Origin of the sequence: Erythrobacter oryzae (genome assembly GCF_030271515.1) — a bacterium.
Classification (GTDB): domain Bacteria; phylum Pseudomonadota; class Alphaproteobacteria; order Sphingomonadales; family Sphingomonadaceae; genus Erythrobacter; species Erythrobacter oryzae.
In genome coordinates, this window is record NZ_JASCXI010000002.1 from 447773 (window position 1) to 467009 (window position 19237).

Below are 19237 nucleotides of genomic sequence, written 5' to 3' on the forward strand. Positions count from 1 at the left end.
GCAGGCCCCGCCTTCGCTGCCGCGAAGGCGGGGCTTCTTCGTTGCGGCCCGTCTTTCGCGAAAGACGCGGGAGGATTTTTCAGGCGCTTGTAACCCTCGGACCATCGCCCGCGAACAGCCCGTGACACCACGGGCGCGGGCCAATCAAAGGGGGCGCGGCATGATCACTGACGGCGCACAGGCATGAGAGCCGACGAGCCCACCTTGGCGCGGCTGATGCGCCTGTCGCAGCAAGGCGACAAGCAGGCCTATGCCACCCTGCTCGAGGCCTGCCAGCGCTGGCTGCGCGCCTATTACGCCCGCCGCGTCGCGCCCTCCAGCCTCGACGATCTGGTGCAGGAGACGCTGATCGCGCTCCACACCAAGCGCGCTTCGTGGGACGCCTCGCGGCCCTTCCTCCCCTGGCTCGCGGCGATTGCGCGCTATCGCTGGGTCGATCACCTGCGCCGCCTCTACCGCGCCGACGAGCACGAACTCCACGAGGAGCTGATCGGCACCGACGAGGAGCCCGGCATCGCCGCGCGCATCAGCCTCGACCGGCTGCTCGGCCTGCTCCCCCCGGCGCAGGAACGCGCCATCGCGCTGGTCAAGATCGAGGGGCTGAGCATCGCCGAGGCATCCGCCGCCACCGGACAGAGCGAGAGCCTCGTCAAGGTCAACATCCACCGCGGGCTCAAGAAGCTCGCGGCCATCATCGAGAAAGAATGACAATGCCGCACACCTCCGATGCCCTGATCGCCGAGCTGGTGGACGATCTTGCGCCGGTAAAGCCGCTGCGCTTCGGCGAGGGGATCGCGCTCACGCTGGCGGCGGCGGGGGTGACGGCGGTGGCGGTGGTCGCCGCCTTCGGCCTGCGGGCGGAGTGGCTGGCGGGGCACCTCGATCCGATGCAGCTGGTCTCCACGGGCCTGTTCCTCGGCCTCGCGCTGGCGGCGAGCGTGACGGTGGTGGTGATGAGCCGGCCTCACGTGGGCAGCGATCACTCCGGCTGGCGCTGGGCGGCGGCGATGGCGGGGCTGCTGCCGCTCGCGGGCGTGATTGTCGCCGCGGTGCGCGGGAGCCAGACGCTCTCGTCCGAGGTGATGCGCCACGGGGCCGAATGCCTTGCGGGCGGCAGCATCGCTTCGCTGCTGGTGTTTGCGCTGCTGGTGCTGTGGCTGCGCCGCGGCGCGCCGACCTCGCCCGAACGCGCGGGGCTGGTCGCAGGGGTGGCGGCGGGTGCCTTCGGGATCTTCGCCGCGTCGCTCCATTGCCCGGACAACGACATCGTCCACATCGGGCTGTGGCACAGCGCGGCGGTGGTGGCGATGGGGCTGGTCGGCCGGGTGGTGGTTCCCCGGCTTATCCGCTGGTAACGCGCCCGCCGCGCAGGGCGGGCGCAGCCCGGCGGGGCCATTGCGCGCGCCAGAAGGTCACCACCGCGAGGCTCCCGAGCAGGGCAAGGCCGAGGCCTGCGAACGTCATCACGATCCTGAGCGGCAGCGCCATCGCGCTTTCCGCCATCCGCGCCGAGTGCAGCGGGTAGAGAGCGTTGCTCGTCCGCACGGCGCGCGGCGCGGCGGTGGCGTCGCGCGCCATCAGCACGGTGCCGTCGGCGGCGAGGGTGAGGGTGGTGCGGCCATTGGGGTGCCATTCGGCGGGGCGGCGCATGCGGATCGTCACGGCCTCGCCCGGGGCCTTGGGCCAGATGATCATGCGCGCCTCGGCGTCCGGGAAACGCGCGCGGGCGGCGGCGAGGATCGCGGGCCAATCGGCCGCGGCGACGGTGGCGGGCGCGGGCGGCTTGGCCTGCCATGCGGCGACCTCGCTCGCGGAGGACAGGGGCGCCAGCACCGCCTGCCCGAGCGGCTTCAGCACCATCAGCGCGCCGGTGATGGCGGCGAGCAGGATCGGCAGCGCCAGCACTGCGCCGATGTCGCGGTGGTGCATGATCACCGCGGGCCGGGTGAAGCGCGCGGGCCAAGCGCGCAGGCGGAAGGTGCGCCGCGTCGGCCACCACAGGATGAGGCCGGTCACGCAGAAGAGGATTGCGGCAAGCCCCAGCCAGCCCGCAATCACCTCGCCGGTCTCGCCCAGCAGCAGGTGATGGTGGAGATCGAAGAGGAAGGTCTCGGGCCGCTCCCACACGCTCTGCCAGCGCGCGAGCAGCGAGCCGTCATGCGCGAGATAGGCACCCGCACCCTCGCCGAGCCCCGCCTGCGCCACGCCGAATTCGGCCGAGGGGAGGGTGACATAACCCGCCCCCAGCGCTTCGGCCTTGGCGATGATCGCCAGCGTCTCTCCTTCCGAGGGTGCGCGCCCCGCGAGCGGGACGCCCACCCACCACGGTTTCCACAGCAGCGCCGCTCCGGTCAGCCCGAGCACCGCCAGCCCGAGGCCGACCAGCCCGCCCAGCCAGCGGTGCAGCAGAACCAGCGCCGCCCGCATCAGAAATTCGCCAGCCAGCCCAGCGTCACGCTCCGCCCGCGTCCGGCGAAGAAGCGGAGGTTGTCGGTGGGGCGCTGGGTGTCGGAATTGTAGTCGATATACTGCTTGTCGAGCAGGTTCTGCGCGGCCAGCGTGAAGCTGCCGAAGGTGGTCGCGACGCTCACCGAGCCGTCGAGCAGGGTGTAGCCCGCGAAGTCGTTCCTCGGATCGCCGCCCTCGAACTTGCGCGAGAAGTGCTTGCGCGATTGCAGCCGCAGGCTGACGGGCCCTGTGGTGTAATCGGCCGACAGGTTCAGGCGGTCCGGGCCGATATTGGCGCCGTCCAAGTCGGCATTGACGATCCCGTCGCCATTGGTGTCGACGCGGCCATTGAGGTGCGCATAGCCGAAACCGAGGCGCAGGCCGGGGATCGGGGTCTGGGTGGTGAGGTTCAGCTCCAGCCCCTCGATCTCGATCCGCTGGCGCTGCACCTCGAACACGTCGCCGACCAGCACGAGCAGCTGGCCCTTGTCGCTGTCCGACCAGAAATATGTCGCGCTGGCTTCAACGGGGCCGCGGTTGACCTCGACCCCGACCTCGCGGTTGTCGGCGACGATCGGCGCGATGTCGAGAAAGCGGTCGAGATCGACATTGGGGGTGCGGATCGCACGGGTGATGCGGCCCACGTCGGGGACGGTGTAGCCCTGCGCATAGCTGGCATAGGCGCGGATGCCGGGGGTGGGCTCGATCACGATCCCGCCATTGGGGAGCACGCGGTCGAAGCTGGGCGAGCCGCCGCCGACCTGCTGCGGGCCGTAGAACCACAGCGTCTGGTAGTCGTCGATGGTGATCTCGACATTCTCCCAGCGCACACCGCCCGCGAGCCGGACCTTGCCGTCCCACAGCGCGAGGTTGCCTTGCGCGAAGGGGGCGATGCTCCGGTAGTCGGTCGGCGGCACCCAGGCGCGGCCGGTCTGCGCCAGCACCTGCACGGTGTGGTCGTTGAGGAGGTCGACGCCGATCACCGTGTTGAGCGGGCCGAAGCCGCGTTCCCAGCTGGCGTTGACGCCCCACTTGCGGCTGATGTTCTGCGACTGGTCGAACAGCGTGCCCTGCGGAGCGATGGCCGGGTCCTGGAAGTCGGCGAAGGTGCCGCCGCCATAGATGTCCGCGGTGCGGTTCCAGAAGCCGCGGATGCGCAGCGCGCCGCCTCCAAGATCGTCGGCGGTGAGCGTGAGCGCGAGGCTCTCGGCGAGGTTTTCGGGGGCCTCGCCCGGCACCACGCCCGCGATGGCGGTGGAGGGCAGGCCGGTCGCGCGGTTGCCGTTCACCGCGATCAGGTCGCCGTCACCCTGGAGATGGAAGCGCTGGCCCATCGCCTCGATCCGCACGGTATCGCCAAGGTTGACGCCGGCCTTGGCGAAGAAGGAGAGGCTGTCCGAATCCATCAGGTCGCCCTGCGTGCCATCGGGCGCGATGCGGCGCTGCTCGCCGTCGCGGAACACGCCACGGCGCTCGTAGGCCGCGCCCACGACGACATCAAAGGCGCCGCTGCGATTGGCGATCAGCGCGCCGACCTTGCCGCCGAAGCCGTCGCTCCGGAAGCCGCTCTCGGCGGTGCCTTGCAGGATGGTGCGCGCGCTCCAGCCGTCCTCGGCCGGGGCTGAGACGGTGACCTGGTTGATCACCCCGCCGGTGCCGCCAATGCCCTGCAAGGCGTTGGAGCCGAGGATCAGCTCGACGCGGTCGATGAAGAAGGGGTCGATCGTGAAGCCGTCGCGCGATCCGTCACGCAAGGGCGCGGTCTGCGGAATGCCGTCGATCGCGAAGAGCGGCGAGCGGCCGCGCAGGGTCTCGCCCTGACCGGTGAGTTTCTGGCGCGCCGGGCTGAAGGAAGGGGTGAGCGCCGCGACCGCGTCGACCACCGAGCCCGAGATCTGGAGCTGGCGCTCGAGCGTTGCGCGGTCGATCACCTCGGCGGTGAGGGGCAGCGCGGTGATCGGCAGGCTGGTGCGCGCGGCGGTGACGATGATCGGTGCGTTTTCGCTGTCCTCCTCCGGGGCGGCGGCGCTGTCCTGCGCCTGCGCAGCGGCGGCGATGGGGAGGAGGGCGGCGGAGAGGAGGAGGGAGAATCGCATTGGTGAACCGTTCCTGATAATCATTCGCAGGAATGCCTTTAAGAACGATTCTCAATAACGCAAGACGGTTTCTGCAAGAACTGCGAGATAGGGGAGATTTCGAAAGCCCCGCCGCGCTGGCCCGCGCTAGGCTCACCCCGCCGTGCCGACGACGAGAGGGATCCGCCATGACACGCCCCGCCTATTTCGATGCCTTCCCCGGCCTCGCGCTCGAGCGCGACGAGGACGGCGTGCTGACCGCCACCTTCCATAGCGAGGGCGGCCCGCTGACCTTCACCGCCCGCGACCACACCGACTACACCGAGGCCTTCTACCGGATCGCGCAGGACCGCGGGAACAGCATCGTCATCCTCACCGGGGCCGGCGGGCAGTTCATCGCGGGGATCGACTTCCCCAGCTTCGGCAACGTCGCCGATCCCGACGTCTGGTCGCAGGTGCATGACGAGGGGGTGCAGATCCTCGAGAACCTCGCCAACATCCGCGTGCCGGTGATCGCCGCCATCGAGGGCGCGGCGCATGTGCACAGCGAATATGCGCTGATGGCCAATGTGATCGTCGCGGGCGAGAGCGCGACCTTCCATGATCTGCCGCACTTCGCGGGCGGAATCGTGCCGGGCGACGGCATCCTCACCACCTGGAGTTATCGCGCCGGACCGGGGCGGGCCGAGGCGTGGCTGCTCGATCCGCAGCCGATCAGCGCCGCGACCGCGCGCGACTGGGGCGTGGTCGCCGAGGTGGTGCCCGATGGCACGGCGCTGGCCCGCGCGCGGGAGCTCGCCGCGCTTTATCTCGCCAAGCCCGCGGTCACCCGGCGCAACACCCGCATCCACTTCATCCAGCCGCTGAAGGAGCGGCTGGTGCGCGAGGTAGGCTACGGCCTTGCGCTCGAAGGGGCCTCGGCCGCCGCTTTGGTAAAGAGCATGAGCGGCTAGGCCGTCTCGCGCACCACCAGTTCGGGGGGCAGGACGAGGCTCTCGGTCGTCTCGCCGCCCAGCCGCCGCAGCAAGAGGTCGACCAGGCCGCGCGCGCCTGCGGCGATGTCCTGGCGCACGGTGGTGAGCGGGGGGATGGTCTGGCGCGCGATCGGCAGGTCGTCGAAGCCGATCAGCTTGACGTCGTCCGGCACGGCGAGGCCCAGCGCGCGCAGCTGCGTCAGACACAGCGCGGCGAGCGTGTCGGTGGCGGCGAAGATGCCTTCTATGGCGCGGCCGTGACGGGCGAGATGCGCGGCGATCTCCTCACTCGCGCGGTCGGGGGAGAGGTGGGTGGCGAGCGGCAGCACCGGCGGCAGACCCATCCGCGCGGCGACATCCTGTGCGCCAGCGAAGCGCGCCGCGAATTCCATCGGGCCGGTGTCGCCGACGAAAGCCAGCCGCCGCGCCCCGCCCGCGATCAGCCGCTCGGCGGCGAGCCGCCCGCCGAGGCGGTTATCGGTCCCGACCACGCAGTGCCGCTGGCCCTCGGTGTGGTTGCCCCACACTACCATCGAGCGGTAGCCGTCGGCCACTTCCTCGATCCGCTCGAACTGGTCGGACTGGCCGATCACGATCACCCCGTCGATCATGCCGGAGCCGATGAAGCGGTCGAGCCAGTCGGGATCGCTCTCCGGCACCACGCGGCGCAGCATCAGGTCGTAACCGTGGGTGGTGAGCTCGTCGGCGAGGAAGCCCAGCAGGGTCATGAAGAAGCTGTCGGAGATCTGCTGGCGGGTGTCGTGGCCCAGCGGGATGACGACGCCGATCACCCCGGTCTTCTGGCGCCTGAGGCCGCTCGCCATCTGGTTGGGGCGGAAGCCGTGCTCGCGCGCCAGCGCTTCGATCTTCTCGCGGGTCTGGGTGTTGACGAGGCTCTTGCCCGCCAGCGCGCGGCTGACCGTGCCGGGCGAGACTCCGGCGAGCCGCGCCAGATCGGTGATGGTGCGCACTTGCGAGCGCGCCGTCTTGTCCTCGGGGCCGGGCATGTTCCTCCTCAGCCGGCGGCGAGCCCCTGTTCGCGGGGGCGGCGATGGCCGGCGTCCACCAGCAGCGTAGCGATGGCGCCCGCCAGCATCAAGACGCCGCCCAGCATCAGCACATTGCGCGGATCGCTCCCCAGCAGGGGCGCGTAGATCAGCGGCATGGTGAGGGTCTGGATCAGCATCGGGATGACGATGAAAAGGTTGAAGATGCCCATGTAGATGCCGTTCCGCTCCGGCGGGATGCAGTCGGCGAGCATCACGTAGGTGTTGCCCATCATCCCCGCCCAGCCGATGCCGATGCCTAGCATTAGCACGAACAGCGCGGTCGGGGTCGTCACCCCCGGGATCAGCAGCATTGCCGCGCCCGAGGCGGCGAGACAGGCGGCATGGGTCGGCCGCGCGCCGAAGCGCTTGACGATCGGGATCAGGGCGAGGGCGCCGAGGAAGGCGATGAAGTTGTAGAGCGCGCCCGCCTGCTGCGTGGTCAGCGTCGCCTCGCGGAAGGCGCTGCTCGCCGGGTCGCTGGTGCCATAGAGCGAGCGGCCCACGGCGAAGGTGATGAATTGCCAATAGGCGAACATCGCATACCACTGGCACAGCATCGCGCCCGCGAGCTGGCGCATCGGGCGCGGCATCTCGCGGACCGCATCGCGGATTTCGATGAGCGTGCCGCGCGCGGTGAGCGGGTTGGCGGCCAGCTGCGCCGCCTCGGCCTCGTCCAGCGGCAACTCGCGCACCCGCAGCACCGACCACAGAATGGTCGAGATCGAGAGGATCGCGCCGATCACGAAGGCGATGCGCACGATCACCGGAATGCCGTTCGCATCGAGCACGTCCTTCGCCACGAAATATGTCAGCAGCGAGGGCGCGAGGTAGGACAGGGTTTGCGCCAAGCCGGTAAAGGCGCTCTGGGTGAGGAAGCCGACCGATCGCTGCTCGGGCGCGAGGCGGTCAGCCACATAGGCGCGGTAGGGCTCCATCGTGATGTTGTTGCCGGCATCGAGGATCCACAAGAGGCTCGCCGCCATCCACAGCGCGCTGGAATAGGGCATGGCGAACAGCGCGAGCGAGCAGATCACCGCGCCCACCAAGAAATAGGGCGTGCGGCGGCCGAGTCGGGTGTTGGTCCGGTCGCTCATGGCGCCGACGATCGGCTGCACCAGCAGCCCCGTCATCGGCCCCGCCAGCCACAGGAGCGGCATCGACGCCTCGTCCGCGCCGAGGAATCCGTAGATCGGGCCCATGTTCGCCTGCTGCAGCCCGAAAGAGAACTGCAGGCCGAAGAAGCCGATGTTCATCTCGATGATTCTGAGCAGCGAAAGCCGCGGCTTTTCCGACATATGGAGCCTCATCCCAATCCTCTCGTCCGCACCTTATAAGCGATGCTGTGGCCGAGAGGTGACACGAATCCGAGTCATTTGCAAACGATTGCAAGATTCCTGTTGCAAACGTTTGCAATATGATTAGGCATCGCTTCGCCAGCGCCCGAAGATGCGCGAGCCCGAGAGGAGACCAATGATGAAATTGCGTTACGCGCTTTGCGCCGGTGCCGCCGTGTCGGCCCTCATGACCACCCCCGCCTTCGCCCAGGATTCGGTCGACGACACCGTCGAAGGCGAGGAAATCATCGTCACCGCGGTCGCGCGCGGCCAGAACCGCATCGAAAGCTCGGTCTCGGTCAGCGCCATCGGGGCCGACGAGATCACCAAGCTCAACGCGCCGTCCTCGGCCGACCTCATCCGCCAGATCCCGGGCATCCGCTCGGAAGCCTCGGGCGGTGAAGGCAACGCCAACATCGCGGTGCGCGGTATCCCGGTCTCGACCGGCGGTGCGCGCTACATCCAGCTGCAGGAAGACGGCCTGCCGATCCTCGAATTCGGCGACATCATCTTCGGCAACGCCGACAACTTCCTGCGCGCCGACCGCTCGGTCGCCCGCGTCGAAGCGGTGCGCGGCGGTTCGGCCTCGACCTTCGCCTCCAACGCCCCGGGCGCGGTGATCAACTTCATCTCGAAGACCGGCAAAGAGGAAGGCGGCGCGATTCAGGGCACGGTCGGCCTCGACTTCGAGACCTACCGCCTCGATTTCGACTACGGCGCGCCGCTCGGCGCGGATCTCTATTTCCACGTCGGCGGCTTCTACCGCACCGGCGAAGGCCCGCGCGACATCGGTTACAACGGCTATGACGGCGGCCAGATCAAGGCCAACATCACCAAGGAATTCGACGGCGGCTACATCCGCTTTTCCGCCAAGTATCTCGACGACCGCACGCCCACCATCCTGCCCCAGCCGGTGCGGGTGAGCGGTTCGAACGGCTCGCCCGACTATCAGGCGATCCCCGGCTTCGATCCGCGCACCGATTCGCTCTACAGCCCCTTCCTCGGCCAGGCGGTGACGCTCGACGGGAACAACAATCCCACCAGCTTCGACTTCCGTGACGGGCTTTCGGTCCAGTCCAAGGCCTTCGGCATCGAGGCCGAGATAGACGTGGGCGGCGGCTGGACGCTGACCAACCGCTTCCGCTTCGCCGACAATTCGGGCGGCTTCCTCTCGCCCTTCCCGGCCGGTGCCGACAGCGCGCAGAACGTGGCCAATGCGATCGGCGGCGCGGGCTCGACCATCCTGTTCGCGAGCGGGCCGAATGCGGGGCAGGTCGCCAACCCGGCGACCATCGGCGGCAACGGGCTGCTCACGAATGTGGTGGTGTTCAACACCCGCCTCAACAGCCTCGACAACATCACCAACGACTTCCGCGTGAACAAGGAATTCGATGTCGCTGGCGGCTCGCTCAACTTCACCAGCGGCTTCTACCTCTCGCGCCAGACGGTCGATACCGACTGGCTGTGGACCAGCCATGTCCAGACCGTGCAGGGTGACGGGCAGGCGGTGCTCGTCAACATCCGCAATGCGGGCGGGCAGGTCGTCACCCAGAACGGCGCGGTCGGCTTCGGCGCGACCTTCTTCGGCAATTGCTGCCGCCGGTCCTATGATGTCGACTACTCGACCTACGCGCCCTTTGCCTCGCTCTCGTTCGAGACCGGCCGCCTGACGCTCGACGCCTCGATCCGCTACGATTTCGGCGATGCGAGCGGGACGATCACCGGCTCGGACACCGGCTTCGGCAGCGGTGTCGGCAGCTTCGACTTCGACCGCAACGGCACGATCAGCACCGCCGAGAGCCAGACCTCGGTGCTGCCGCTCGGCAATGCGCGGCCGGTGAACTACAACTTCGACTACTTCAGCTACTCGCTGGGGGCGAACTACCTCGTCACCGACGATCTCGGGGTCTTCGCGCGCTACAGCCGCGGCGGGCGTCACACCGCCGACCGCTCGCTGTTCTCGCCGGCCGTCAGCACCACCGACGGCAGCCTGCCGGGGGGTGATGCGGGCGTGGTCGCGACGGTCAACCAGCTCGAAGTGGGCGCCAAGTATCAGTCGGGCGGGATCGGCTTCTACGCCACCGGCTTCTACGCCAAGACGGCTGAAACCAACGTCGAGCTCGCCCCGCTGGAGCTGTTCGACAGCACCTACGAGGCCTTCGGGATCGAGCTGGAAGGCTCCTACCGCACCGGGCCGTTCAGCCTGACGGCGGGCGCCACCTGGACCGATTCCGAGATCAAGGACGCGCTCGACGCCACCACCATCGGCAACACCCCGCGCCGCCAGGCCGATCTCGTCTACCAAGCCACCGCGCAGTACGAGACCGACATGTTCACGCTGGGTGCCAACGTGGTCGGCACGACCGACAGCTACACGCAGGATAGCAACCAGCTGAAGCTGCCCGCCTACACGCAGGTCAACGCCTTCGTCGCCTTCCGTCCGATCGACCGGATCGAGGTGGGTCTGAACGCGCAGAACCTGTTCAACGCCACCGGCTTCACCGAGGCGGAGGAAGGTTCGATCCCGGCCAACGGGATCGTGCGCGCCCGCTCGATCGCCGGACGCACGGTGCTTGCCTCGGTCCGGTTCGACTTCTGATAACCGGACCCGTGGCAAAGGGGCTGGCCGCCACTCTCCCCCGGCGGCCGGCCCTGCTTTTTCGATTGATGCGACATGACGGGATGTGAGCGCGGATGACCAGCCAGTGGACAGCCGAACAGGTGCGCGGGATCGCGGCTCCGCTCGGGGCCGCTGCGCTGATCCCGCCGGTGGGCGATGCGGGCCGCGGGGCGCTCGATCCGGCGCGGCTCTACTGGGACATGTGGCCGCTGCAGGATGCGAGCGGGCACCGCACGCGGCTCGCCGGGCGCGAGCTGTGGATGGCGCTGACCGCGCCTGATCGCGGGGATCCGGCGCTCAGGCACTTCGAGGCGAAGATCCACTGGCTCGAACGCTATGGCAATGACTGGCTCGACCACGGGCCGGTGCTTCCCGAGATGGACGTGCCCTATGAGCGCGAGTGGGCCGGCTCGGCGCTGCTCGACCAGGGCATCGTCACCCTGTTCTTCACCGCCGCCGGCACCGCCGCGCGGCCTGCGGGCTACCAGCAGGAGCTGTGGGCGGCCCACGCCAGCGTCGGCGCGGATGGCTGGCCGACCCGCTGGTCGACCCCCGCGCCGCTCGTCACCGGATACGGCCCGCACTACATGCCCGCCGATGCGCACGAGGGCGAGGCAGGCAAGATCAAGGCCTTCCGCGACCCGGCCTTCTTCCGCGACCCCGCGGACGGCACCGACTACCTCGCCTTCACCGCCAGCCTTGCAGGGTCCGAGAGCGCCTTCAACGGCGCTTTCGGCCTCGCCCGCAAGCGCGCCGACGGCAGCTGGGAACTGCTCCCTCCCGCGATCCATGCGGAAGGGGTCAACAACGAACTCGAGCGCGCCCATCTGGTATTCCACGCCGGTTGCTATTACGCCTTCTGGTCGACCCAGACCGCGACCTTCGCCGATGGTCTGGGCCACGCACCGGGAGGGCTTTACGGGATGATGGCTGACAGCATGGAAGGGCCGTGGCGGCCCCTCAACGGGACGGGCCTCGTGCTCGCCAACCCCGAGGATGCGCCGCAGCAGACCTATAGCTGGTATGTCGATGCGGACCTTACCGTGTGCAGCTTTGTCGATGTCCTTCCTGATGATCGCTTCGGCGGCGTCCCCGCCGCGCTGCTGCGCCTGACGCTCGACGGCGAGAATGCCGGTCTCGCGCTGGAGCATGCCGTCTGATGCTGGCTGCGATCGAGGCGGGGGGCACCAAGTTCGTCCTCGCAGTCGGCCCGTCGCCTGACACCATCACCACCCGCCACACCATCCCGACCCGCGATCCGGCGACGACGCTCGCCGAGGCGGCGGCGTGGTTTGCAAGCCAAGGCCCCGTGACCGCGCTGGGGATCGGCAGCTTCGGACCGGTGGAGCTCGATCCGGCGAGCCCGCAATGGGGCTTCGTCACCACCACCCCCAAGCCCGGCTGGGCAGGCACCGATGTCGCGCGCCACTTGGCTCGCGAGCTGGGCGACGTGCCGGTCGGTTTCGACACCGACGTCAACGCCGCCGCGCTCGCCGAGCACCGCGCGCGGGCCAAGAACGGGGGTGGGGAGGCTGGCGGGAGCCTCGCCTATCTCACCATCGGCACCGGCATCGGCGGCGGGCTGGTGCTGGACGGCAAGCCCGTCCACGGCATCGCCCACCCCGAGATCGGCCACATCTACCCGCGCCGCCACCCTAACGATTGCGACTTTGCCGGCGTCTGCCCGCACCACGGCGACTGCCTCGAGGGGCTCGCCGCAGGCCCGGCGGTGATGGCGCGCTGGGGCGTCTCGCTCTCCGAGCTCCCAGCCGACCACCCGGGCCAAGCGATCATCGCCGACTACATTGCGCAGGCCTGCCACGTGCTGTTCGCCAGCGTCGCGGTCGAGGAGGTCGTGATCGGCGGCGGGGTTGCACAGACCCCCGGGCTGGTCGACAAGGTCGCCGCGCGCGCCCGCGCGCTCGACGCAGGCTACCTCCCCGGCGGTGCCCGCCACCGCATCATCGCGCCGCGCCTCGGCACCAACAGCGGCATCACCGGCGCGATGCTGCTCGCCGAACGGGCCGCTGCCGAGGCTTGAACCGCCCGCTTTACCTCGCGATAAGGGAGCGAGGGAGAGACACCGATGTTCCGACTGCTTGCCGCGCTCGCCGCGCTGATCGGGTTCGCCATGCCGCTGGCGGCCGAGGATACCGGACGCCTCATCGAGTATCGCGACGTCGCCGCCGCGGGCCTGCCCGCCCAGCGCCTCTCGATCTGGCTGCCGCCCGGCTACGACGCCTCGGACGCGCGCTACCCGGTGCTCTACATGCATGACGGGCACAACCTGTTCGACGTGAAGAACAGCAACTTCAACAAGATCTGGGCCGCGGACACGGCGATGCTGGCGGCGGTCAAGAGCGGCAAGGTCGAGCCGCATATCATCATCGGTATCTGGGCGCCGGGCAATGACCGCTACCGCCAGTATCTCCCCCGCAGCGCCTATGACGCCGCGCCGCCCGCGCTGAAGGCGCAGATGGATGCGGCGGGCGGGGGCGAAATCATCTCGGACCGCTACCTCGCGTGGATCGCGGGGCCCTTGAAGAGCTGGGTCGACGCCTCCTTCCGCACCCGTCCGGGCCGCGACGATACCGCGATCGTCGGGTCGAGCATGGGCGGGCTTATGAGCTGCTACGCCTTCCTCGAGAGGCCCGAGGTGTTCGGGCGCGCGGGCTGCGTCTCCTCGCACTGGCCCGCAGTCGATCCGCGCGCGGTGGCGGGGGAGGACAGCGGGGTCAGGCAGATGTGGGACGCTTGGTTCGCCGCCCGCCTCGGCCAGCCCGACGGGCGGCGGGTGTGGCTGGACCACGGCACCGCGACGCTCGACCAGTTCTACGCGCCCTACCAGCAGGTCGTCGACGCGCGCTTCACCAGCGCAGGCTGGCAGAAGGGCCGCGACTGGGAGAGCAAGGTCTACGAAGGCGCCGAGCATGAGGAGAACGCCTGGGCGGCAAGGTTGCCCGAGGTGTTCGGGTGGTTGTTGGCGAAGCGGCCCTGAGTCGCAGCGCGCTGCGGCGCTGTTGGAGACACATGAGACACTGTCCAGGGCAGGAAAAGCCTGTCCCCTCCACCGCCGGTTCGGCACGGCTGGAGAGGGGATGAGGCAGGTCATCCGGGGAGCCTGTCAGCTTCCCGGCGTGTATGAAAGTTGTTTTGCGGGGGCGCCCTCACGTCCCTCCCCGTCCGGCACGGATGGGGAGGTGGCGCGCGCCGCAGGCGCGTGACGAAGGGGTGAAGCGGCGGAGGATAACCCCTCCGTCACCGCTGCGCGGTGCCACCTCCCCATTCCTGCGGAACGGGGAGGGACTGCCTACCGCAGCCCGAAAGCCTCTTTCGCCAGCCGCTCGACCACCGCCTTGTCGGGCGCGCCCTTGGGGGAGACCCAGCTGCCGCCCACGCACAGGACGGGATCGAAGGCGAGCCACTCGGGCGCGTTCTCGAGGCTGATCCCGCCGGTCGGGCAGAAGCGGCACTGCCCGAAGGGCGCTGCGAGCGCTTTCAGCGCGGGCAGGCCCCCCGCCGCCATCGCCGGGAAGAACTTGAACCGGTCGAGGCCCAAGTCCAGCCCGCGCATGATGTCGCCCGCATTGGCGATGCCGGGGAGGAAGGGCACCCCCGCCGCAATCGCCGCCTTCCCGAGGTTTTCGGTGAGGCCGGGGGAGACGATGAACTCGCTTCCCGCCTCCAGCGCCGCGTCCAGCTCGCGCGGGTTGGTGACGGTGCCCGCGCCGACGATCGCGCCCGGCACCTCTTTCATCGCCCGGATCGCGGGGAGGGCGGCAGGGGTGCGCAAGGTGACTTCGAGCACCCTGAGGCCGCCAGCGACCAGCGCCTCGGCGAGCGGCACGGCGTGGGCCTCGTCCTCGATCACGATCACCGGGATGACCGGCGCGGTGCGCATGATGGCGTCGATATTCATCACATTCCTCCGGTGGCGAGCATCGCGCTCGCGCCTTGTTCCGCCCCGTCGGCAAAGCGGCGCAGCATCCCGAACAGCTCGCGGCCCACGCCCTGTTCGTCGCGCGGATCGGGTGCGGGGTCGCGGCTCGCGGGATCGGCGGTGGTCGAAAGCTCGCCGGTGACGGCGCAGACGCGCACGACGTCGCCGTCGCGCAGGCGGGCGAGCGGGCCGCCGCCCAAGGCTTCGGGGGTGCAGTGGATCGCCGCAGGCACCTTGCCGCTCGCGCCCGACATGCGGCCATCGGTGACCAGCGCGACCTTGTGCCCGCGATCCTGCAACACGCCCAAGGGCGGGGTGAGCTTGTGCAGCTCCGGCATCCCGTTGGCGCGCGGGCCCTGGAAGCGCACCACGACCACGACATCGCGGTCGAGCTCGCCTGCCTTGAAGGCGGCAGCGACCGCCGCCTGATCCTCGAACACGCGGCACGGCGCTTCCACCGTCCAGCGGCTTTCATCGACCGCGGAAGTCTTGAAGCAGGCGCGGCCGAGATTGCCCTCGAGCAGCCGCATCCCGCCATCGGGCTTGAACGGCGTCGCGACCGGGCGGAGCATGGTGTCGTCGCCGCTCGGGCCGACCTCGCGCCACACCAGATCATCGCCGTCCAGCCCCGGCTCCTTGGCGTAGTCGGCAAAGCCGCCCTGCGCCACGGTCAGGATGTCGCCATGCGCGAGGCCCGCTTCGAGCAGCTCGCCGATCACGAAGCCCATGCCACCCGCATTGTTGAAATGGTTCACGTCGCCCGCGCCGTTGGGATAGACCTGCGCGATCAGCGGGACGGCGCTGGAGAGGTCCGAAAGGTCGTTCCAGTCGAAGATCACCCCCGCCGCGCGCGCCATGGCGGGCAGGTGGATCGCGTGGTTGGTCGAGCCGCCGGTCGCGAGCAGGCCCACCGCCGCGTTGACGATCGCCTTCTCGTCGACGACGAGGCCGAGCGGGCGGTAGTCGCCCGTCTTCCGGCCGATCTCCGCCACCCGGTGCACCGCCGCGCGGTCCAGCGCCTGCCGCAGCTTGGTGCCGGGGTTGATAAAGGCGGAATTGGGGACGTGGAGGCCCATCATCTCCATCATCATCTGGTTGGAATTGGCGGTGCCGAAGAAGGTGCAGGTGCCCTGCGAGTGGTAGCTGCCCATCTCGCTCGCCAGCAGCTCGGCGCGGGTCGCCTTGCCTTCGGCATAGAGCTGGCGGACGCGCTGCTTTTCCTTGTTGGCAATGCCGGTCGGCATCGGCCCGCCGGGGACGAAGATCATTGGCAGGTGGCCGAAGCGCAGCGCGCCCATCAAGAGGCCGGGGACGATCTTGTCGCAGATGCCCAGCAGCAGCGCGCCATCGAACATCGCGTGGGAGAGCGCGACCGCGGTCGAAAGGGCAATGACGTCGCGGCTGAAGAGCGACAGCTCCATCCCCGTCTCGCCCTGCGTCACCCCGTCGCACATCGCGGGCACGCCGCCTGCGACCTGCGCGGTGGCGCCGATCTCGCGCGCGTAGATCTTGAGCCGCTCGGGATAGCGGTAATAGGGCGCGTGGGCGCTGAGCATGTCGTTATAGGCGGAGACGATGCCGATATTCGCGCCGCGCCCGGCGACCAGCGCCGCCTTGTCCTCCTCCATCCCGGCATAGGCATGGGCGAGGTTCGAGCACGAGACGGCGTTGCGCTCGCCCATGTTGTCGCCCTCGCGGCGGATGAGGTCGAGATAGGCGCTGCGGGTCGGCTTCGATCGCTCGATGACGCGCTGCGTCACCTTGTGAAGAACGTCATTCATGCCCGGATTACTCATGCCAAGTCACTCCGTCGCGTTCGGCCAGCGCGATGGCCGCGCTCGGGCCCCAGCTGCCGGCGGTGTAGGTCTTGGGGGTGAGGCCGTCCGCCGCCCATCCGGCGCGGATCGCATCGACCCATTCCCACTGCGCCTCGACCTCGTCACGGCGCACGAACAGGGTCTGGTCGCCCTCGACCAGATCGAGCAGCAGGCGTTCATAGGCGATGCGCCGCACCGCGCCGCTGAAGGCGTCGGGCATGGCGATGTTGAGCGGCACCGAGCGCAGGCGGATGCCCTCGCGGTCGAGCCCCGGCACCTTCGCCATCAGCGAGAGGGTGATGTTCTCCTCGGGCTGGATGCCGATGACGAGCCGGTTGGGCTGCATCGTCGCGCCCTTTCCGGCGAAGATCGAGTGGGGCACGCAGCGGAACTGGATCACGATCTCGGTCACGCGCTTGGGCATGCGCTTGCCGGTGCGCAGGTAGAAGGGCACGCCCTTCCAGCGCCAGTTGTCGACATGGGCCTTGATCGCGACGAAGGTTTCGGTGTCGCTCTCCTTGCCCAGCTCCTCGTCATAGCCCGGCACCGCCTGCCCGCCGATCGCCCCGGCGCGGTATTGCCCGGTGACCGTCTCGTTCGAGGCGACGCCGCGCAGCGCGCGCAGCACCTTGACCTTCTCGTCGCGCACCGCGGTGGCGTCGAAGTGGGCGGGGGGCTCCATCGCGACCAGCGCGAGCAGCTGGAGCATGTGGTTCTGCACCATGTCGCGGATCGCGCCGGCATCGTCGTAGAAGGCAACGCGGCCCTCGAGCCCGACGGTCTCGGCCACCGTGATCTGCACATGGTCGATGTGCGCGGCGTTCCACAGCGGCTCGAACATGATGTTGGCAAAGCGCAGCGCGAGCAGGTTCTGCACCGTCTCCTTGCCGAGATAGTGGTCGATGCGGAAGATGCGGCTTTCGGGAAAGGCGCCGGCGACCGCATCGTTGATCTCGCGACTGGTGGCAAGGTCGGTGCCGAGCGGCTTTTCGAGGCACATCCGCACGGTCTCGCCCGTCAGCCCCGCCGATTGCAGGCCCTTGATGGTGGGGCCGAACAGGCTCGGCGCGGTCGAGAGGAAGATCGCGAGGCCGCGCTCGGGCGTGCCGACCTTCTCGGCGAGATCGGCATAGCCTTCGAGGGTGGTCGCATCGAGGGTCTGGTAGGCGAGGCGGTTCAGGAACCCCGCCATGCTGCCGCGGCGTTCGGCGGGAAGGTATTTCTCGAGCGCGGCGCGGGCGAAGTTGCGGTATTCGCTGTCCGACATGGCGCTGCGGGCGGTGCCGATGATCTTCAGATCGGGCGCGAGCAGCCCGTCGGCGTCGAGCGCGAACAGGCTCGGCAGCAGCATGCGCTGCGCAAGGTCGCCGGTGGCTCCGAACAGCAGCAGGCGGTCAGCGGTGAAGCTCATGGCGGTCGGGGCCCCTTCTTGCGTCGCGCCCTACCTAGGCGCGTGGGGCTCCGACCGCCAGTGGGCGCATACTTATTCAAATATGCCGGCAACTCCGGAGGTATCCGGGCCGACCGCCGGCTTCCTCGCAAACACCCCGAAGCCCGCGATGATCGCGTAGCACGCCGCAGGCAGCACCAGCGCGAAGGCGAGGCTCGTCGCATCGGCCAGCGCGCCGTACATCGGCGGGATGATCGCGCCGCCCGCGATGGCGACGTTGATGATCCCCGATCCGTCCGCCGCCCTCGGCCCCAGCTTCTCGCAGGCGAGGCTGAAGATCGTCGGGAACATGATCGCGTTCATCAGGCCCACCGCCAGCAGGCTGTAGCCCGCCACCGTGCCGCTGGTGTTGGCCGCAATCGCGATCAGCGTGATCGCACCCCCTGCCACCGCCGCCAGCGTCAGGCCCGGGCTGACGAAGCGCAGCACCGCCGAGCCGATGAAGCGCCCCACCAGCGCGCCGCCCCAATAGAGCGAGATCAGCTTGCCCGCGTCCTGCTCGGCAAGGCCCAGCACGTGCGACTGCATCAGGAAGCTGACGATGAAGCTGCCGATCGCCACTTCCGCGCCGACATAGAGGAAGATGCAGGCCGCCCCGTAGCCGAAGCGCGGGCGCTTCAGCAGGGCAAGGCCGTCGGCAAGGCTGGTCTGCTCGTGCTTCTCGCCGCCCAGCCGGTCGCGGAACAGCCACACCACGCCTGCGACCACCGCGAGCGCCGCGGCAAGGCCGAGATAGCCGTTGACGATCGCCTGGCTCTCGGCGGTGCGATAGGCGGCCAGTTCCTCGCCCGAAAGCTGCGCGGCGCTGACGCCGGCAAGGCTGCCGAGGATCAGGATCGCGCCCACATAGGGGAAGATCGTCGTCCCCAGCGAATTGAAGGCTTGGGCAAAGGTCAGGCGGCTGGAGGTGGTCCGCTCGGGCCCCAGCAGGCTGATCAGCGGGTTTGCCACGATCTGCACCAGCACCACGCCGGTCGCGAGGACGAAATAGGCGAACAGGAACATCGGGAAGAGCGCGGTCTGGCTCGCCGGGATGAACATCAGGCAACCCGCCATCATCGTCACCAGCCCCGCCACTGCGCCGCGCATGTAGCCCAGCCGCTTGACCAGCCGCGCGCCGGGGATGCCGACGACCGCATAGGCGATGAAGAACCAGAACTGCACCAGGCTCGCCTCGAAGAAGTTCAATGTGAACAACTCCTTGAGCTTGGGGATGATGACATCGTTCAGCGAGGTGATCCCGCCGAAGATGAAGAACAGCGCGAAGACGAAGTAGTTCAATCCCGGCGCGTCGACCTGCGGCGTGTCGCTTGCGCCCATCCCAGCGGCCGATGCCGCACCCGGTGCCATTGCCATTTGCCGATCCCTCTCCCCGCGCGCGGTTGCTCCGCCCGCCTACTTTGCGAACGTTCACAATTCGCGCATTCGTGTCAACCTGCAAGAAGCGGGCGGCGATTTCCAGTGCGTATACCAATGCAGCCCAAAGAACGCTGGCGCTTGCGCGGGGATAAGCTTGCGCCCTAGAGTGGC

At 69.0% G+C, this 19237-nt stretch carries 15 protein-coding genes; 7 read left to right on the forward strand and 8 right to left on the reverse strand.

Features of this window, described 5'->3' with window-relative positions:
• The first annotated feature begins 183 nt into the window (after nucleotides 1-183).
• Nucleotides 184-708 (forward strand): sigma-70 family RNA polymerase sigma factor, encoded by a 525-nt coding sequence (locus PFX90_RS06920; protein WP_285711645.1) that lies wholly within the window; start codon nucleotides 184-186, stop codon nucleotides 706-708.
• Nucleotides 705-1355 (forward strand): DUF1109 domain-containing protein, encoded by a 651-nt coding sequence (locus PFX90_RS06925; protein ID WP_285711646.1) that lies wholly within the window; start codon nucleotides 705-707, stop codon nucleotides 1353-1355. Before PFX90_RS06920 ends, PFX90_RS06925 begins: the two co-directional genes overlap by 4 nt.
• Here PFX90_RS06925 and PFX90_RS06930 read toward each other — a convergent pair.
• Both PFX90_RS06930 and PFX90_RS06935 read right to left on the reverse strand, forming a co-directional pair.
• Nucleotides 1342-2427 carry a PepSY-associated TM helix domain-containing protein gene (locus PFX90_RS06930; protein ID WP_285711647.1) on the reverse strand — a complete coding sequence of 362 codons (1086 nt, stop codon included), beginning with the start codon at nucleotides 2425-2427 and terminating at the stop codon, nucleotides 1342-1344. The genes PFX90_RS06925 and PFX90_RS06930 overlap by 14 nt on opposite strands.
• Nucleotides 2427-4544: a TonB-dependent receptor gene (locus PFX90_RS06935; protein ID WP_285711648.1), complete on the reverse strand. Its 2118-nt coding sequence runs from the start codon at nucleotides 4542-4544 to the stop codon at nucleotides 2427-2429. The genes PFX90_RS06930 and PFX90_RS06935 overlap by 1 nt, the downstream gene beginning before the upstream one ends.
• Before the next feature lie 167 nt (nucleotides 4545-4711).
• On the opposite strand from PFX90_RS06935, the gene PFX90_RS06940 reads away from it, so the two are divergent.
• Nucleotides 4712-5476: an enoyl-CoA hydratase/isomerase family protein gene (locus PFX90_RS06940; RefSeq protein ID WP_285711649.1), complete on the forward strand. Its 765-nt coding sequence runs from the start codon at nucleotides 4712-4714 to the stop codon at nucleotides 5474-5476.
• Here PFX90_RS06940 and PFX90_RS06945 read toward each other — a convergent pair.
• Entirely contained in the window at nucleotides 5473-6504 is a 1032-nt protein-coding gene (locus PFX90_RS06945) for a LacI family DNA-binding transcriptional regulator (protein WP_285711650.1), read from the reverse strand. The two genes, PFX90_RS06940 and PFX90_RS06945, sit on opposite strands and share 4 nt — an antisense overlap.
• Before the next feature lie 8 nt (nucleotides 6505-6512).
• Nucleotides 6513-7853: an MFS transporter gene (locus PFX90_RS06950; RefSeq protein WP_419180084.1), complete on the reverse strand. Its 1341-nt coding sequence runs from the start codon at nucleotides 7851-7853 to the stop codon at nucleotides 6513-6515.
• 214 nt (nucleotides 7854-8067) lie between these two features.
• Here PFX90_RS06950 and PFX90_RS06955 point away from each other — a divergent pair, with 214 nt between their 5' ends.
• The 4 genes from PFX90_RS06955 (at nucleotide 8068) to PFX90_RS06970 (ending at nucleotide 13498) form a co-directional block, all read left to right on the forward strand.
• Nucleotides 8068-10479: a TonB-dependent receptor domain-containing protein gene (locus PFX90_RS06955; RefSeq protein WP_285711651.1), complete on the forward strand. Its 2412-nt coding sequence runs from the start codon at nucleotides 8068-8070 to the stop codon at nucleotides 10477-10479.
• A 95-nt stretch (nucleotides 10480-10574) separates the two neighbouring features.
• Complete coding sequence (locus PFX90_RS06960) at nucleotides 10575-11660, forward strand: glycoside hydrolase family 68 protein (RefSeq protein WP_285711652.1); 1086 nt, start codon at nucleotides 10575-10577, stop codon at nucleotides 11658-11660.
• Nucleotides 11660-12541, forward strand: a complete 882-nt coding sequence (locus PFX90_RS06965; RefSeq protein ID WP_285711653.1) for an ROK family protein — start codon at nucleotides 11660-11662, stop codon at nucleotides 12539-12541. Before PFX90_RS06960 ends, PFX90_RS06965 begins: the two co-directional genes overlap by 1 nt.
• Before the next feature lie 45 nt (nucleotides 12542-12586).
• Nucleotides 12587-13498: an alpha/beta hydrolase gene (locus PFX90_RS06970; protein WP_285711654.1), complete on the forward strand. Its 912-nt coding sequence runs from the start codon at nucleotides 12587-12589 to the stop codon at nucleotides 13496-13498.
• Nucleotides 13499-13810: 312 nt separating this feature from the next.
• Here PFX90_RS06970 and eda read toward each other — a convergent pair whose 3' ends face one another.
• The 4 genes from eda to PFX90_RS06990 form a co-directional block, all read right to left on the reverse strand.
• Nucleotides 13811-14419, reverse strand: coding sequence for a bifunctional 4-hydroxy-2-oxoglutarate aldolase/2-dehydro-3-deoxy-phosphogluconate aldolase (gene eda / locus PFX90_RS06975; protein WP_285711655.1), 609 nt, complete (start codon nucleotides 14417-14419; stop codon nucleotides 13811-13813).
• Nucleotides 14419-16236 carry a phosphogluconate dehydratase gene (gene edd, locus PFX90_RS06980; protein ID WP_419180085.1) on the reverse strand — a complete coding sequence of 606 codons (1818 nt, stop codon included), beginning with the start codon at nucleotides 16234-16236 and terminating at the stop codon, nucleotides 14419-14421. Before edd ends, eda begins: the two co-directional genes overlap by 1 nt.
• Entirely contained in the window at nucleotides 16229-17668 is a 1440-nt protein-coding gene (zwf, locus tag PFX90_RS06985) for a glucose-6-phosphate dehydrogenase (protein WP_285711657.1), read from the reverse strand. The genes edd and zwf overlap by 8 nt, the downstream gene beginning before the upstream one ends.
• A gap of 72 nt (nucleotides 17669-17740) precedes the next feature.
• Nucleotides 17741-19063 carry a sugar MFS transporter gene (locus PFX90_RS06990; RefSeq protein WP_285711658.1) on the reverse strand — a complete coding sequence of 441 codons (1323 nt, stop codon included), beginning with the start codon at nucleotides 19061-19063 and terminating at the stop codon, nucleotides 17741-17743.
• Between the last annotated feature and the right edge of the window lie 174 nt (nucleotides 19064-19237).

Excerpts from the sequence above, each read along its gene's own strand:
- eda (WP_285711655.1), bottom strand. The coding sequence starts at position 14,419 with ATGAATATCGACGCCATCATGCGCACCGCGCCGGTCATCCCGGTGATC.
- PFX90_RS06960 (WP_285711652.1), top strand. The coding sequence starts at position 10,575 with ATGACCAGCCAGTGGACAGCCGAACAGGTGCGCGGGATCGCGGCTCCG.
- edd (WP_419180085.1), bottom strand. The coding sequence starts at position 16,236 with ATGAGTAATCCGGGCATGAATGACGTTCTTCACAAGGTGACGCAGCGC.
- PFX90_RS06955 (WP_285711651.1), top strand. The coding sequence starts at position 8,068 with ATGACCACCCCCGCCTTCGCCCAGGATTCGGTCGACGACACCGTCGAA.
- PFX90_RS06930 (WP_285711647.1), bottom strand. The coding sequence starts at position 2,427 with ATGCGGGCGGCGCTGGTTCTGCTGCACCGCTGGCTGGGCGGGCTGGTC.
- PFX90_RS06970 (WP_285711654.1), top strand. The coding sequence starts at position 12,587 with ATGTTCCGACTGCTTGCCGCGCTCGCCGCGCTGATCGGGTTCGCCATG.
- PFX90_RS06990 (WP_285711658.1), bottom strand. The coding sequence starts at position 19,063 with ATGGCAATGGCACCGGGTGCGGCATCGGCCGCTGGGATGGGCGCAAGC.
- zwf (WP_285711657.1), bottom strand. The coding sequence starts at position 17,668 with ATGAGCTTCACCGCTGACCGCCTGCTGCTGTTCGGAGCCACCGGCGAC.
- PFX90_RS06940 (WP_285711649.1), top strand. The coding sequence starts at position 4,712 with ATGACACGCCCCGCCTATTTCGATGCCTTCCCCGGCCTCGCGCTCGAG.
- PFX90_RS06950 (WP_419180084.1), bottom strand. The coding sequence starts at position 7,853 with ATGAGGCTCCATATGTCGGAAAAGCCGCGGCTTTCGCTGCTCAGAATC.
- PFX90_RS06965 (WP_285711653.1), top strand. The coding sequence starts at position 11,660 with ATGCTGGCTGCGATCGAGGCGGGGGGCACCAAGTTCGTCCTCGCAGTC.
- PFX90_RS06945 (WP_285711650.1), bottom strand. The coding sequence starts at position 6,504 with ATGCCCGGCCCCGAGGACAAGACGGCGCGCTCGCAAGTGCGCACCATC.
- PFX90_RS06920 (WP_285711645.1), top strand. The coding sequence starts at position 184 with ATGAGAGCCGACGAGCCCACCTTGGCGCGGCTGATGCGCCTGTCGCAG.
- PFX90_RS06925 (WP_285711646.1), top strand. The coding sequence starts at position 705 with ATGACAATGCCGCACACCTCCGATGCCCTGATCGCCGAGCTGGTGGAC.
- PFX90_RS06935 (WP_285711648.1), bottom strand. The coding sequence starts at position 4,544 with ATGCGATTCTCCCTCCTCCTCTCCGCCGCCCTCCTCCCCATCGCCGCC.